This window comes from Chamaesiphon minutus PCC 6605 (genome assembly GCF_000317145.1).
Lineage (GTDB): Bacteria > Cyanobacteriota > Cyanobacteriia > Cyanobacteriales > Chamaesiphonaceae > Chamaesiphon > Chamaesiphon minutus.
The window spans coordinates 5,301,872-5,317,283 of the sequence record NC_019697.1; the positions used below are offsets into that span (position 1 = coordinate 5,301,872).

Here is a 15,412-nt window from a genome sequence, read left to right on the forward strand (position 1 = left end):
CGGTAGAAATGAAGCTACCATTTTTTGCCAACTCCCCGCTCCCCGCCAAAATAGTACCTAGATTTACGACGTACACTACTAGATACTTTATCTTGGTAAGTGATAGTTTCAATCGATCGCTATGCGCGCCTTACCAGCAACTACCATCAAAATCGGTGAATTGTCGGCTAGAAGCCAAGTCCCCATTAAAACGATTCGTTACTATGAGGAGATTGGATTATTACCGCAGCCCGATCGAACCGAAGGTCATTTTCGATTATTTCCGCTGGAGACTGTTTCTCGCTTATTATTCATCAAACGTCTGCAATTATTGGGTTTGAGCTTGCAAGAAGTCAAAGAATGTTTAACCGTATTCGATCGGGGCGAGCTACCTTGTGCCGATCTGCGAGTTAAGCTAGAGAGCCATATTGAGGCGATCGATCTCCAAATTCAATCCATGTCGGCGTTGCGTCAGCAACTGGGAGAAATTCTCCAAGACTGGGATGAAAATCCCACACCCCAAGCGAATATTATTTGTCCAAATTTACAGACTTAGGGGCTTGACTCTCCACTAGAGTGTAGATTGTAAGATGCGTTTATTCTCTCAATTGGCAGTACTTTAAGCTATGACTACGACATCAATGGTGTGTACTTGCAACCCCTGCACTTGCACAGTTTGTCTGTGTAGCACAATGGTAAAAAATAATTGTTGCTGTACCCCCAAACAGACTACTGATAACTCATCGGATGCGGCTAGCTCGATCGATACCAACAGTTAAATTAATTAATAATTATTAATTAATAATTGGGTTTTTAGGGTGGGGTTTAAATCCCCATCCTAAAAACGATTCACCTAAGAGGATGTCTGAAAACTCAATTCCGTTAAGCTTAAACCCTAGTACATCCCCCCTATCCCCCCTTAAAAAGCTACCGTGTATACACAAGTCTGATTGACTTCGTTTCTAGATCTAAATCCCCCAAACCCCCTTAAAAAGCTTGCTCAGATCCGGTCAAAGTCCCCCTTTTTAAGGGGGATTTAGCGGCTCCCGTAACTCCTTTGGAGTGGCTGCGCCAACGTCGGGTTCCCCGACGGATTAGGGAGACAAGACAGGGGGATTTCTAGGGTTTTCGCTTCCCTCCAGACTTGTGTATACACGGTAGCTTTTTAAGGGGGGAACCGACTCTTAGTCCCCCTTTTTAAGGGGGATTTAGCGGCGCATCGAACGGGAGGTTCCCTCCCGTTTGTGTGCGACAAGACAGGGGGATTTACCCACTGCAAACGAAGCAATTAGACTTTTCAGACATCCTCTAAAGGAGGGGAATTTAGACCCCTTATTCTCGTTAAGCAGTAGATCTGAGGTTGCGATCGTCACCTCATATCTATTATAAATTTGCCAACAGGATTGAAAATTACTCACTAGTGGATTCGATCGGCGGGGCAGTTTCGACAGATTCACCAAAGGCGACGCGGAGAAATGGTGGAGCGACAAACGTCGTCAGAATCACCATAATAATAATCGACACCTGCAACGGCTTATCTAAAATACCGCTAGCTGCACCAATCCCGGCAAATACCAAGCCAACCTCACCACGAGGAATCATCCCTACCCCGATCGCCCAACGGTTAACGCCGGGGATGCCGAATACCGCCCAACCAGTTACTAATTTACCGATCACTGCCACGACGACTAAAAAGACAGCAATTAATAGTCCTGCCCGATTTTCTGGTACGGTGGGGTTCAAAACGCCCAAATCTGCCCGTGCGCCGACAGTCACAAAAAAGATCGGCACGAGTAAATCGGCGATCGGTTTAATTAGTTCGTCTAACTCGTCTCTTGCATCGCTTTCATCTAATACTAATCCAGCCGCAAACGCGCCCAAAATTGCCTCCAGATGAATGGCATTGCCTAAAAATGCCATAAAAAAGGCAAAGATAAACGCCGGAATAATGATGTTGCCACGAGTTTTTAGTTTCGCGACGATCGATGTAAATGCTTTATTAAAAAAGCCACCCAATAAAATCGAACCGATCAGAAATACTGTGGCACTGACGATTAAATAAATCACATTCGTCACGTCAATCTCGCCTGTTTTAGCAAGACTAGCAACTACAGCGAGAACGATAATTCCCAGCACATCATCAATTACCGCCGCACCGACAATAATTTGACCCTCTTTAGACTTTAGTTGCCCCAACTCCGATAATACCTTCGACGTAATCCCGATACTCGTTGCCGTCAATGCCGCCCCTGCAAAAATCGCCGGAATCGCTGCCACATGGAAGACGAGCATCAATCCCGCTGTACCCGCAGCAAAGGGCGCAGCCACACCCACACAGGCAACCACGATCGCTTGAATCCCTACCTCTTTGAGTTGGCGCAGATCGGATTCTAGCCCAATTTCAAATAGCAGGATAATCACGCCGAGTTCGGCAAGCACTGAGATTACTTCGCTCTGGGACTCAAATACCGTCTCGATTCCCTCCGGTGAAAGTTGGTTGAGAGCTTGCAGTGCCGTCATCAATAATGAATCCGTCGCTGCTAGTCCGCCTTCGGGGAAAATCACCAGATGTAAGGCGGAAACTCCGACAATCACACCTGCCACTAATTCCCCCAGTACTGGTGGAAAATCTAACTGTTTAGCCACTTCTGAACCAATTTTACTGGCGATAAAGATCGTTACCAGCGTGAGCAATACTCCAGACAAAATAATCGGCGAATATTCTGCTGCGACTGTCGCCAATAGTGGCGGTGTGCTGACAGCACTCCATAAAGCAAGGGTGTCGTTCAAAAACATGGGTTTGTTGTAATAAAAACGAAGAAGAATAGAAACATCACCGCCACCGATTGAAATCGGGGCTAACTTTACAAAGTCCGCGTAGGCGGACTTCGCATCACGAGCAGAGACTTCCAGTCTCTAGGCTCTTCTTATCCCGTTGGCGGAGCCTCTCCCATCGGAGAAACTCCCGTTATGTTAAAGCATTAGAGCGATCTAAATCGTTCCTAGTGATGCAAGTCCGCTTTTTTGCAAGTTAACCGAATTGTTTGCATTGCTACGAACCTTGAGGACACATCCCCAACTTCTTCAAGAAGTTGGGGGTGTAAGATCGGGCTAGGATAGATTTGTTATCGATCGTAAGCCTTCAACTTTAACAGTAATCAGCCAAGTGAATTTCACCTGCCCGAGAGCTTGGCGCAGGGCTTCCGTGCGATCGGCTAATGCATGAACAGGTTAAATCAGATCGAATAAACCCAATTTTTGTAATCCTAATTCCCCTAACACAGACGGAAAATCTAACCGTTTAGCGACTTCTACTATGACTCCCTTCAACAACCCTCTGGCCCACAGAAACTGTGCCCGTACAGTACCTCCGCGTCACAGATGTAGATAATGCCTGCAAAATCGAGGAAAAACTTCACTGCGATAGACTTCCCAGGCAATCCTTTGTAGTAGATGAGTGATGGCGCAATCTTAAATTATTTTGATAATCATAAGAATAGCTTATTTTCTTAAGAACATATTACGAATAGTTTGAAATTAAGAAAACGCCATTTTTGATAGATTCTTTCTATCGGTTTCAGCAAAAAATTAATTTAAACTAATGAGCATTCCCACTATATAAAAATTCGAGAGCGCGATTGCGTAAATCGTAATAGCGAGGATCTTCGAGCATTTGTTCGCGATCGCGTGGACGCTCGAAGGGAATCTCTAAAATTTCCCCAATGCCAGCCGATGGACCTTCTGTCATCATCACTAATCGATCGGCCAGGAATAAACATTCATCGATATCGTGAGTTACCATCAGCACTGTACAGCCAAACTCGCGCACAATTTCCGAAACTTCTTCCTGCATTTCTTCTTTAGTAATGGCATCTAGTGCGCCAAAAGGTTCGTCTAAAATCAAGACTTCAGGACGCAGACAAAAAGCCCGCGCGATCGCCACCCGCTGACGCATCCCACCCGATAATTGGGGAGGAGTTTTTTCCATTGCCTCGCCCAAACCAACCATTGTCAGGGTATCGCGGACGATCCGATCTTTTTCCGATTTCGATTTATTGGGATGGACTGAATCTAACCCAAAATAGACATTTTCATAAGCTGTCATCCAAGGCATCAAAGAGTAGTTTTGGAACACTACCATTCGCTCGGGACCTGGCTTGGTAATTAACTTACCATTCATGGTGACTTGACCTTCGGTCGGCATGGCAAAGCCAGAAAGTGTATTTAATAAAGTTGATTTACCGCAACCAGAGTGGCCAATAATACAAATAAATTCGCCTTGTCCAACAGCGAGATCGATATCCTTAATTACGACATTTAATCCCGTTCTAGTAGGATAAGTTTTAGTAACTTTTTGAAAGCTGATAAAATCTTGTTTAGTATTTTTCGATCTTCCTGGCAGAGGTGCAGTAGCAGTCATAGGATTTAAGATTTGTAATAGTTGATGTTAAAAAGTTGACAGTTAGTCAGCGACTAAAGTCACCGCTAGTGGTGCGAAGTCCGCGTAGGCGGACTAGTTTCTTAGTCCGCTTACGCGGACTTCGCACTCCGAGCAGCGGTTTCTAACCGCTGGAGTTATTGGTATCGCAATTGCCAGGGCGGTTGTTAGGACATTTGGGAGGTTCGATCCCCTGTCCCCTTTCTCCATCGACAACCCATAACTAGCAACTTGGGTTATTAGTGAATTTCCGCTAGGGTAATATCACGCTTAATTTCGAGATTGTTGAGATAGCGAATCGGATCTTCAGCATCGAATTTAGTACCATCGACTAGTTGAATCGAACCGCGACTGTAGGAAATCTCGGTCAAACCTAATTCCCTTGCTGCGGTACTAAATACACCGACGCGACAGGTATTTTCGAGTACCTCTACCCAGTTGCGCGGGAAAGGTACATCACCCCACCGCGCCATCTCAACCATGTGCCACAGATGCTCGGTCCGACTGGGACGATTGACACCATCGCCGAAAAAGACATGATGGGCGACCGATTCTACCCCAGGGACAACATCATTGGGACCCCCAAGATGGATAAAATCTAGACTCGTACCGATATATTCTTTGCGGGCTAAGATTTTGCGAATTTCTTCAGCATTAGCGGGATCGGCGCAGTAGCGGCAAGCGTCTAAAAGTGCTTTGGTGAGCGCGATCGCGGTATTGGGAAACGCCTGTGCCCAATCTTGGCGAAAACCCAAGACTTTGCCGGGATGACCGCTCCAGATATCGATATCGCGGGCAACGGTAAATCCAATCCCTTCGATCTCAGCGCGGAGGTTCCACGGATCGCCGACGCAGAAACCATCAATTGTGCCGTTTTTCAAATCTACGACCATTTGGGCGGGCGGAATTTGTTTTAAGTGTAACTCGCGATCGGGATCGATCCCCGCACTTGCCAGCCAATAACGCAGCAAGAGGTTGTGCATAGAGGAAGGGTGTACTACACCCATCCGGTGGTATTCATCGGGGGTGGCGCGGATCGCTGCGCGGAAATCGGCGAGGGTTTTGACACCACGCTGCTTAAATTTTTTACCGAGGGTAATGGCGTTACCATTGCGGCTGATAGTCAGGGAGCTAACCACGGGTGTGCTTTGATTCCCCGCACCGCCAAGGGTAATCCACAGGGGCATTCCCGATGGCATGGCTGCGGCATCGACATAACCACCGATCAGTCCATCGACAACCCCGCGCCAACTCGATTCTCTTACCAAGGAGACCTGTTCTAAGCCGTGTTTGACAAAGAAGCCTTTTTCTTTGGCGATAATCATCGGCGTGCACGCTGTTAAGGGCACGAAACCGAGTTGCAAGTTAACTTTTTCTAACCCGTGGGCGGCAACATTTTGAACTTTCTGCGCCCGCATTTTCTTGACTTGTTTTTGCTGGTTGAGAAAGTAAATAATTTCGCTGCGGAGCTGATAGTAACTCGGATGTTTAACGGCTTCCAACCGCTTACGCGGACGGGGAATATCGACATCTAAAATCGAGCCAATTTTGGAAGCTGGGCCATTAGTAAGCATCACCACTCGATCGCTCATCAGTACGGCTTCATCAACTTCATGCGTCACCATCAACGCCGAAATTTGATTATCTTCGCAGATTTTGACTAGCTGTTCTTGCAATTTACCCCGCGTCAGGGCATCGAGTACGCCAAAGGGTTCATCTAATAATAATAAGCGCGGTTGGACAGCTAAAGCGCGGGCGATCGCCACCCGTTGGCGCATCCCTCCAGACATTTCTCCAGGATATTTGTCAATCTCTTTGGCAAGTCCAACGACATCGACGTAATGCTCGATGATTTCTGTCCGCTCTTGGGCTGTTTTTTCAGTCAGCACTTCATCGACAGCAAAAGCGACATTTTCCCTCACTGTCAGCCAGGGTAATAGTGAATAGTTCTGGAAAACAACAATTCGATCGGGGCCAGGTTTGGTAATTGTTAATCCTTCTAAGGTAACTATTCCTTCTGTCGCTAAATCCAATCCTGCAATCATATTGAGCAAGGTGGATTTGCCACAGCCAGAGTGACCAATCAGGGAAATAAATTCACCGCGTTTAATTTGGAGATCGATGCCGCGTAGGGCGATATATTCGCGTCCACCGCCGAGTGGAAAGGTTTTTCCCGCGTCTTTAATATTGACTAATTCGACTGTTGACATAGGTATTTTTAATTTTTGATTGTTAACTCAAGTTGATATCCACTCAAAGTGGTTAAAACCACTCCTCATGATGCAAATCCGCGTAGGCGGACTTTGCATCACTAGCGGCGTCTACCCTACGGGAACGCTCCGCGAACAGTCGCTGGAGAACCAAACCGTATCGATCCTCGATCGAGTTATTGTTTGACAATTTTATTTTGCAACCAACCCATTGCCGTATCGAGCAATAAACCAACCGCACCGATCCAAACCAAAGCCAGAATTACTTCGCTGATGTAGTTATTTTGATATGCTTCCCAGATAAAGAAACCAATCCCGACGATACCCGACATGACGATTTCAGCAGCAATAATTGCCAACCAAGCTAAACTGATCGCGACGCGCAAGCCAGTGAAAATATAAGGCAGTGCGGAAGGTAGCAGAATTTGGAAGAAGTATTTTTGCTTGGAAGCTTGGACAACTTTGGAAACGTTAATATAATCTTGAGGGATCTGTTTGACCCCAACTGCGGTATTGATTAAGATCGGCCAGACTGCGGTAATAAAGATTACAAACAGGGCAGCGGGTTCGTTTTTATTTAAGGCAGCGAGGGAAATTGGTACCCAAGCCAGAGGAGGAACTGTTCTTAAGAATAGGAACAAGGGATCGAGAGCTTTGGAGAGCATCTTACTGGTACCGATCGCAATTCCGAGCGAAATCCCGACGATCGCGGCTAATGTATAGCTGATGCCGACCCGTTGTAAGCTTGCCCAAGTCTGCCAGAACATTCCTTTATCGATGCCGCCGCGATCGTAAAAAGGATATTTTACTAATTCAAAAGTCCGCGCATCGGTAAACAGGCTCGAAGGGCCAGGTAAGAGGGTAATGCCCGAAGCTGATAGTAATTCCCAAGCACCCAAGAACGCAGCAATGGCGATCGCTGGTGGCAGGACATTGCTCTTGATAGTTTTGGCAGATATTTCCATATTGCCAATCCGAAATCCCGATGACTTACGTACACTAGAGGCCATAATGCTGCTCCAAAATAAACTAAATTAAAACTAATCGATTGAAAAACAGAATCGAAGAAAACCAATTAATTATTAATTAATTTATGCCTTCAAATTTTTGATTTTTAAGCTATCTAAATAAGCTTTCGGCTTTTCGGGGTTGAACTCGGCACCGTCGAAGAATTTTTCGATGCCGCGAGAAGTAGATGGGGGGATATCTGCGCTGGCAATTCCCAGTTCTTGAGCAGCCTCTCGCCAATACTTCTCACCACTCACCGCATTAATAATCCGATCTGCTTCGCCCAACGCACCTTGAGGTAAAAATCCCCACCGGACGCTTTCGGTTAAGAACCAGAGATCGTGACTCTTATAGGGATAAGAAACGTTGCCGCGAGCATCTTTCCAATAGCGAATGGCTAATTTCTCATCCTTAACTGTTTTGCGATCGGCACCAAGGATGTACTCACCTACATACGGGCCAATTAATAGATCGCTGGGCACGTTAAAGTATTTGCGCTGGGCTAAAATAGCCGCCATTTCTGCTCTATTTTTCGGATCGTCGCACCACATTTGGGCTTCCATAATGCCTTTGAGAATTGCTTTAGCGGCTTTGGGATGTTTTCTGACCCAATCTTCCCGCATAGCAAAGTATTCTTCAGGGTGCGCTGGCCAAATTTGGGCGGTTAAAACTGCCAGAAATCCGTACTTGCGACGATCTCGTAAAATCCGCGACGGCCAAGGATCTCCCGTACTAAATCCATCCATCGAACCAGTTCGCATACTGGCGACGGTTTGCGCTGCGGGTACGGCAATCAGATCGATATCTTTATTGGGATCGATGCCACCTGCTGCCAGCCAATAGCGAATCCAAAAATCCTGATTGACGCGGGGGAAGGTGTAGGCAGCTTTGAAGGGCTTACCGTCAGCCTTCATATCTCTCACATATTCGGCTGCGCCCGATACATCTAAACCAAAGCCTTTACCAGCATGTTGGGTGGAGATAGCAATCCCATTACCTTGGGTGCTCAACTGCGCCAGCGACAACATTGGAATTTTGCGATTTCCCTTGGTAATAATCCCTTCCGAAATCAACTGCGGCATGGGCATCTGCCATTGTCCGCCATCAATCCCACCGTTAGAGGAGCCGATCTCAATATTATCTCGCGCCGAACCCCAAGAAGCTTGTTTCGATACGTCCACATCCGTCATGCCGTGGCGAGCGAAAAAACCTTTTTCCCTAGCAATAATTAATGGTGCTGATTCAGCGATCGCAATATAGCCCAGCTTAACGGCTGTCGTCTCCGGTGTAGTTGCCGAACTTAGAGTCAGTGCTTGTGCTTTGGGAGATAAGGCGTCTGGGGAAGGTGGGTTGATGGCGCAACCTTTGAGCAGAGTTGCGCCACCAGCGGCACCAGCCGCCAGCAAAAAGTGCCGACGTGAGAGATGTTGCATGAGTTTTTAAGTGGGTATCTAAAAGTTGAGGAGATTTTAGAGCGATCGTCGAAATTGAAAAAATCAATGATTTACATAAACACCATAGAAAAAATCATTGCATAATTTTATTGCGTTTGTCAATACATCGCGGCAAGATAAATCTAGCGGATATACAGAGCGAGATCCAGCAGTCCCAGTCATTGCAAGGCAAGGAATTGTTATGCCCCTTTTCAGGTCCCTCTTTAGGCCGTGAGCTTATAGAATAAATAATTGTTAATTCGGGGATCGATAGACTAAGTCTATGTGCTTAGTCAATTGCAGTCGATTTTAGAATAGGCAAATTAAATTTTAAGTGATATAATAATAGAAAGTGTCTATTTAAAGAGGGCGATTACCGCTAAAACATTGAAAAAAGAGGGTAGAGGGTAGTAATGGACGGGACGCAAGCGTCCTCCAACTCCCTACTCCCTACTCCCTACTCCCTACTCCCTACTCCCTACTCCCTACCTATCCCGCCACACAATTGTGAAACAAGCCACAATCCATCAGTTACATGTGTTAGAGGCGATTGCGCGGCACAATAGTTTCACCCGTGCTGCCGAAGAATTGAACCTCACACAGCCGACAGTATCCCAACAAATGAAGCAACTGACTAAAATTGTTGGGATACCTTTAGTAGAACAATTAGGTAAACGCTTTTATCTGACAGAAGCAGGTAAAGAAGTGCTTGCCGCCAGTCAAGAAATTTCGGGTCGCCTCGAATTACTCGAAAACAGTCTGAATGAATTAAAAGGTTTAGAAAAAGGCCACTTGAGCCTAGCCACGACGACGACAGCTAAGTACTTCGTACCGAGACTGCTGGGTACCTTCAAACGACAGCATCCAGCCATCGAGCTGAGTCTCAATATTACCAATCAAGCCCAAGTACTCGATCGACTCGCTCACAATCAAGACGATCTGTATTTTACGGGCAGACCGCCCAAAGAACTTGATATCGAATTGCGCCCCATCTTACCCAATCCCTTAGTTGTAGTCGCTCCTATCAATCATCCGCTCGCCCGCGAGCAAAAAACGATTTCGCTCAAGCGATTGGCTCAAGAGCCATTTATTATGCGCGAATCTGGCTCTGGGACTCGTGCCATCGTCGAACAATTTTTCGCCGACAATCGTCTGGAAATAAAGACCGTGATGGAAATGAGCAGCAATGAAGCGATCAAACAAGGGATTGTTGGCGGTTTGGGGCTATCGATATTATCCTTGCACTGCCTATCGTTAGCAGTGCCGGGTGGCCCTTTAACTTATCTAAATGTTGAAGGTTTTCCCATTCAACAGCAGTGGTACGTAATTTATCCTTCCGGCAAACAGTTATCCCTTGCCGCTCAAACATTCCTGGATTTTTTACTCGATGAAGGTAAAGCCATCGTCGAAGGTAGGTTAGACCATTCGTGACAAGTTAAGGCGCGATCGCAATTGTCAAGCACGTTTGGCGATCCTTCGATCGACCGTTACATCAGATATTCAGAGATCGAATACATTAGCACTATCAATCGAGTTTTTTGATATATAGTGAGACCGAACCAACAGCCACGCTATATATGGGTGTTGACATTCGATCGAAAACCTTAACTTGTCACAGATGAGGTTAGACGATCTTTCAAACTTGAGTGTTTTTAATCCGCAGCAGGCAATCGATCCGATTGCTATGTAGTTGAATCTGACTTTTCGATCGAGGCTAGATTGAATGCTTTTTTAAAGACCTCAACCTTGGTGATTGGGGTAAGCACAACACTAATCTGGATTATTCATTTGAGTCCTACCAATATATTGTTGGTGGGACTTATTTGGTTTAAATCTCAGTCATAGCAGCTAAATTTGAAAGACTGAAATAACCAACTGACATCGGTAATTTCAACTAAATCGATCGACGATCGCAAAAATCCGTAGATCTACTTACGTCGGTCACAGAGTGAGTGGGAATAATAGTTTCATCCACTAAATTTAAGATTTAACTTGATAGCGACAGGCCCAAAGTTGGATTTTGAGTTTTTAATTTTGAATTGCGATGCGATGGAGTTAAAACAGCAGGCTAAATTCGATCTATTAGTCCAGCAATTAGAACGATCGAGTAGTCATCGATCGACTACCAAATATCAACTGCGGGTAGCTGCATTAGCCGCCATTGGTTATGGATATATCGCGATCGTTTGTTTGAGCATATTTAGTAGTTTGTGGATGGTGAGATGGGCGATCGAAATCGCCCAAAAGCGACCGATTAGCCTCGATCCGAGTCAACTCTGGATTTTATTTGGGCTGGTGGCGATTGCGACTTTTTGGGTGCAATCTCCGTCACTGAGCGATCGCGAAATCCATCGCGCTGAATTTCCCGAACTATTTGCGGTTATCGACGAACTTAGAGAGCGACTAAAAACTCCTAAAATTCATCATGTGGTAATTAATTACGACCATAATGCCGCGATCTATCAAACACCACATTTCGGTTGGGGTGAATGGCATCGTAATTATTTACTCTTAGGCTTGCCATTACTTCAATCGCTTTCACCAGAACAATTCAAGGCAACGTTAGCACATGAGTTGGGTCATTTGTCAAAAAATGACAGTAGCTTTACGGGCTATATTCTCCGCGTTAGACAGATGTGGGAAAACCTCACAGCCGATAATAATTTATTTATTTTCCAGTGGTTCTTTCGCTGGTATGAGCCATTAATTAAGGCATATTCATTTGTCTCGATCCGCGATCGAGAGTATGCCGCCGATGCGCTAGCACAACGCATGACTAGTCCCGAAATTGCCGCTAGCGATTTAATTCAAACTTATATTTATCAATATTATTTGCAAGAGTGCTTCACTCGTCAACTCGATCGTCAAGCACGGGAGCGAGAGACACCACCACCGGATGTAGTTACTCAAATGCTAGCGGCTTTGCGCCAACCGCTCGATCCGCAAGCAGCACAAATTTGGCTCGATTTTATCTTATCAGAGGCGACAGATACCGATGATACTCATCCGTGTTTGAGCGATCGATTAGCGGCTGTAGGCTATCCTACCCCTAAATCCTGGACGCCTACACCCATCGAGCGAACGGCTGCGGAGTACTTTTTTGGCGATCGGTTGATGGATTTAGCTGTGGAGCAGGATTTGCGCTGGTACGAGCGTCATCAAGCTGAGTGGTGGCGACAATATCACCACGCACGATACCAACATGAATATTTAGCCACCGTGAATGTTAAAGCGACTACTACACCATTAACATTGGCGGAAGCGACAATCCAAGCCAATCTAACTACAGAGTTACACGATACATCGTTAGCTTTGCCATTATGGCAAGAACTCTTAGCGCGAGATCCCAAACATGCTAATGCAAATTATCAAGTCGGTAAATTTCTTGTCAGTCGCGGACATATGAGCGGCTGTGTTTATTTAGAACAGGCGATCGCTTTAGATCCAGATTTAGCGATTTCTAGTTGTGAGGAATTATATAAATTTTATATTTACCAAGGCGATCTAGATTCCGCCAGAATCTATTTGGAGTGGCGACAACAGCATTTACCCAAACAATGGCGATCGAGATTGGAACGCAATCTCCTGGAAACCGATCGATTCATCTCGCACGATCTCGAACCGGATTTAATTACAGAAATTTGTCAAAAGTTAGCTAATTATCCGGCGATCGATCGGGCATATTTAGTCTGTAAGCCGATGCAAATTTTTACCGATCGCTCTTTGTATATATTGAGTCTTAAAATTGATAATTCTTCATCTAAGTCTGCTCGCCAGAGATCCAAAGCTCAATCGGAATCGGATGCTAAGGATTTATCGATCGAGATGTTATGCGATCGACTCCAAATCGAGCTAAATTTTGGCAAACGCCTGGTAATTGCCACTTTCGATAGTCACAGATCTGATACTACTAACTATCGAGATTTAAAACTAAGCGAAAACATCCAGAAAATAGCTGGTGCTCGAATATTTTAACTTCAAGCCAATGTGCAACTGTTTAACATATAAATCGGTAATTCAAGATCGAATACTCACCACGAGTTTAAATATCCGTACTTAAAAATCAATTCTCAATTCTCAATCTCAATTAATTAAATTATGTCTAAGCCGCAGCCTAATTTTTTAAACCAATGGTTATCGATCCAAGTTGTTGGCTCGATTTTGCTCGCGATCGCGACTCAAGCGATCGTGACTTTATTAACAATACTTTTTCAGCTAGACAACTCGATCTCGATCTGTTTGCTGAGAGTATTAGCTTGTCTATTGAGCTTTACGATTCAGGGCTACTTGCAGTGGCGCGTACTCAAGCAATTTATTAAAACACTAAGTTATCGCTGGATACTTACATCGATGGCCATATTACCAATTAATATCTTAAACTGGGTATCGATCCATCTGGGAATTAAGTCATTGATATTAGACGAGGATGGTACCGTATTGATTATTTTAGCAGTTATTGGTGCCGTAATTGGCGGTATTGGCGGGCGGGTAGTTGGTAACTTGCAAAAATCTTTACTCAAACAAAGTCTCTACTGGCGATCTTTATGGCTCGATTGGGATCGAGAACAGTTACTCGCTGGCGCACTTAGCGGTGTTGTGACATCGATAATTATTATCGGTTCGGTATTTTTATTTGGATGGAATTGGATCTCTTCACCGCTATCGGCATTTATTTGTTCGATCGGCTTGGCATCGATTTCGCAAGTTATGTACGGATTTATTGTCGGCGATACCATTCAAGATGTATTCCAACAAGCTAAAATCTTAAAATAAATTTATCGATCGTCGCTACCTGAACCTGTAAATATTCATAGCGCGACTTGTCCGATCTGACGTAATATTTTTGTCGATCGATGATAAATATAGCGACTTCGTAAATCTGCCAATAAAGTAAAGATCTGTTGCGGTTAGCTGTGGTAGATTTTCTTGCCACTCTCTAAAAACGTCGGGTTCTTCATTTCTAGTTAAGTCAAATCTCCGCTCTGGTTCGATAATTGTGGTAATAGCTTCAATAATTGCAATAGATTGAGTCACTTTTTTTATTCTTAACAGGATATCTTTTGATATTTTAGAATCTGTAGTCTAATTATTAATTCATCACTCTGAGCAGCTCTCTGGCAAATTCCAATGCCTCTGATGGTGTAGAGATCTCTCCATTAATTCTTGCTAGTTGAATTTCTGTCAATAGTTTACCGATTGTCGGTGAAGGGGGAATCTTTAAAAACTCCACCAGCTCGCGTCCGTTGACTAGTGGCGTTGGATGTGCGACAAGATCTTGCGGATCGAGATAGCGATCGATAAGCGGAGCTAGACTCAATAACTCTACTCCAGCGGCAATTGCTAAAACGATCGATAGCGGAAAATTATTATCTACAGCTTGAAACCAAAAATATTGCTCGGTTAAAGACATCGGTTTGCTTAATAATTGCGGTAAGTAAGTAATCACCGTACTTGCTACCTGAATTTCTGCCGAGCTAAATGTCAGGCGCAACATTTGGGTAGTTGCGATCTGGAGATCTGAGGATAATAGCAGCATAAATCTACCGATCGCGCGCCGCGAAATGGCAATTGTGTCCCGTAAAGGTCGATCGAGTTCGCGATCGAGTGCGGGATAATGTTGGCGGACTAATTCGCAAGCTCGATCGAATTGACTTAATTTGGCGGCAAAATCTGCACCGATGGGTAATTCTAACCAGCCTATCAATAATTCATCTGCTACCATCGCCGCCAACCACTGACTGCTATTGGAAGTCAGCAATAAATATCGTAACTCTGCTAATACTCGTTCTGCGGCAACATTCGTCAATAAGGGCACCAACTCGCGAATCGCCTGACGAGTCTGCACTTCGATCGCGAAATTAAGCTGTGCCCCTTGACGATACGCTCTGAGCAGCCGCAAAGGATCGTCAATAAGATTATCCCTGCTGAGCATCCGAATCGTGCGCTGGTGGATATCCTGAGTGCCACAGAATGGATCGACAGTCATCCGTGTCTGAATGTCATAGGCGATCGCATTGAGCGTATAGTCGCGGCGCGCCAGATCGTTATTAATACTTTCCCCGTCTTGTTGAGCAATATCTACCGTCATCCCCGGAAATACCACCCGCGCGATCTGACGTTCTGGATCTAGCAGCACAAACCCCGCTCGATACTCTGTGGCTAGCTTTCGCGCCAGATCTACCGCTCCCGTCGGTACCACCAAATCCAAATCTAATTCCGCCCGCACCCGCCCCAACAGCGCATCGCGAACTGCTCCACCAACTACGTAGACTGGCTTGGGCAATAAATCGAGGTTGAATGGTAGATTCTCTAAAAATTGCATAGAATACGAGATATAGGTTAGT

General features: G+C 45.2%; 11 protein-coding genes and 1 pseudogene. 4 read left to right on the forward strand and 8 right to left on the reverse strand.

All coding sequences use genetic code 11. The features are described 5' to 3' along the window. The first annotated feature begins 121 nt into the window (after positions 1-121). Positions 122-535 (forward strand): heavy metal-responsive transcriptional regulator, encoded by a 414-nt coding sequence (locus CHA6605_RS24165; RefSeq protein WP_015162001.1) that lies wholly within the window; start codon positions 122-124, stop codon positions 533-535. An 854-nt stretch (positions 536-1,389) separates the two neighbouring features. Here the strand turns inward: CHA6605_RS24165 and CHA6605_RS24170 are convergent. The 6 genes and pseudogenes from CHA6605_RS24170 to CHA6605_RS24190 form a co-directional block, all read right to left on the reverse strand. After that, the gene (locus CHA6605_RS24170; protein WP_015162002.1) at positions 1,390-2,775 is read right to left on the reverse strand and encodes a cation:proton antiporter; all 1,386 of its coding nucleotides are present in this window, start codon (positions 2,773-2,775) and stop codon (positions 1,390-1,392) included. 530 nt (positions 2,776-3,305) lie between these two features. After that, positions 3,306-3,404: pseudogene (locus CHA6605_RS37490) on the reverse strand (P-II family nitrogen regulator); the annotation flags it as partial. A 173-nt stretch (positions 3,405-3,577) separates the two neighbouring features. After that, positions 3,578-4,399 (reverse strand): nitrate ABC transporter ATP-binding protein, encoded by an 822-nt coding sequence (locus tag CHA6605_RS24175; protein WP_015162003.1) that lies wholly within the window; start codon positions 4,397-4,399, stop codon positions 3,578-3,580. A gap of 257 nt (positions 4,400-4,656) precedes the next feature. Beyond that, positions 4,657-6,627: an ABC transporter ATP-binding/substrate-binding protein gene (locus CHA6605_RS24180; RefSeq protein ID WP_015162004.1), complete on the reverse strand. Its 1,971-nt coding sequence runs from the start codon at positions 6,625-6,627 to the stop codon at positions 4,657-4,659. 176 nt (positions 6,628-6,803) lie between these two features. Then, positions 6,804-7,637 carry a nitrate ABC transporter permease gene (ntrB, locus tag CHA6605_RS24185; RefSeq protein WP_015162005.1) on the reverse strand — a complete coding sequence of 278 codons (834 nt, stop codon included), beginning with the start codon at positions 7,635-7,637 and terminating at the stop codon, positions 6,804-6,806. A gap of 81 nt (positions 7,638-7,718) precedes the next feature. Further along, positions 7,719-9,068 carry a CmpA/NrtA family ABC transporter substrate-binding protein gene (locus tag CHA6605_RS24190; protein WP_015162006.1) on the reverse strand — a complete coding sequence of 450 codons (1,350 nt, stop codon included), beginning with the start codon at positions 9,066-9,068 and terminating at the stop codon, positions 7,719-7,721. A gap of 507 nt (positions 9,069-9,575) precedes the next feature. Here CHA6605_RS24190 and CHA6605_RS24195 point away from each other — a divergent pair. The 3 genes from CHA6605_RS24195 to CHA6605_RS24205 all read left to right on the forward strand — a co-directional run bounded on the left by CHA6605_RS24195 (position 9,576) and on the right by CHA6605_RS24205 (position 13,841). Next, a complete protein-coding gene (locus tag CHA6605_RS24195; RefSeq protein WP_015162007.1) occupies positions 9,576-10,499 on the forward strand; it encodes a LysR family transcriptional regulator in 924 nt (307 codons plus the stop codon). A gap of 618 nt (positions 10,500-11,117) precedes the next feature. Beyond that, complete coding sequence (locus CHA6605_RS24200; RefSeq protein WP_157260094.1) at positions 11,118-13,043, forward strand: M48 family metallopeptidase; 1,926 nt, start codon at positions 11,118-11,120, stop codon at positions 13,041-13,043. A gap of 123 nt (positions 13,044-13,166) precedes the next feature. Continuing rightward, a complete protein-coding gene (locus CHA6605_RS24205) occupies positions 13,167-13,841 on the forward strand; it encodes a hypothetical protein (protein ID WP_015162009.1) in 675 nt (224 codons plus the stop codon). A 15-nt stretch (positions 13,842-13,856) separates the two neighbouring features. On the opposite strand, the gene CHA6605_RS24210 is transcribed toward CHA6605_RS24205, so the two are convergent. Together CHA6605_RS24210 and CHA6605_RS24215 are read right to left on the reverse strand one after the other, a co-directional pair. Next, positions 13,857-14,102, reverse strand: a complete 246-nt coding sequence (locus CHA6605_RS24210) for a hypothetical protein (RefSeq protein WP_015162010.1) — start codon at positions 14,100-14,102, stop codon at positions 13,857-13,859. Positions 14,103-14,157: 55 nt separating this feature from the next. Beyond that, on the reverse strand, positions 14,158-15,390 hold the full coding sequence (locus tag CHA6605_RS24215) for a tRNA nucleotidyltransferase/poly(A) polymerase-related protein (protein ID WP_015162011.1): 1,233 nt from the start codon (positions 15,388-15,390) through the stop codon (positions 14,158-14,160). Between the last annotated feature and the right edge of the window lie 22 nt (positions 15,391-15,412).

Excerpts from the sequence above, each read along its gene's own strand:
- CHA6605_RS24180 (WP_015162004.1), bottom strand. The coding sequence starts at position 6,627 with ATGTCAACAGTCGAATTAGTCAATATTAAAGACGCGGGAAAAACCTTT.
- CHA6605_RS24165 (WP_015162001.1), top strand. The coding sequence starts at position 122 with ATGCGCGCCTTACCAGCAACTACCATCAAAATCGGTGAATTGTCGGCT.
- CHA6605_RS24170 (WP_015162002.1), bottom strand. The coding sequence starts at position 2,775 with ATGTTTTTGAACGACACCCTTGCTTTATGGAGTGCTGTCAGCACACCG.
- CHA6605_RS24215 (WP_015162011.1), bottom strand. The coding sequence starts at position 15,390 with ATGCAATTTTTAGAGAATCTACCATTCAACCTCGATTTATTGCCCAAG.
- CHA6605_RS24190 (WP_015162006.1), bottom strand. The coding sequence starts at position 9,068 with ATGCAACATCTCTCACGTCGGCACTTTTTGCTGGCGGCTGGTGCCGCT.
- CHA6605_RS24175 (WP_015162003.1), bottom strand. The coding sequence starts at position 4,399 with ATGACTGCTACTGCACCTCTGCCAGGAAGATCGAAAAATACTAAACAA.
- ntrB (WP_015162005.1), bottom strand. The coding sequence starts at position 7,637 with ATGGCCTCTAGTGTACGTAAGTCATCGGGATTTCGGATTGGCAATATG.
- CHA6605_RS24200 (WP_157260094.1), top strand. The coding sequence starts at position 11,118 with ATGGAGTTAAAACAGCAGGCTAAATTCGATCTATTAGTCCAGCAATTA.
- CHA6605_RS24205 (WP_015162009.1), top strand. The coding sequence starts at position 13,167 with ATGTCTAAGCCGCAGCCTAATTTTTTAAACCAATGGTTATCGATCCAA.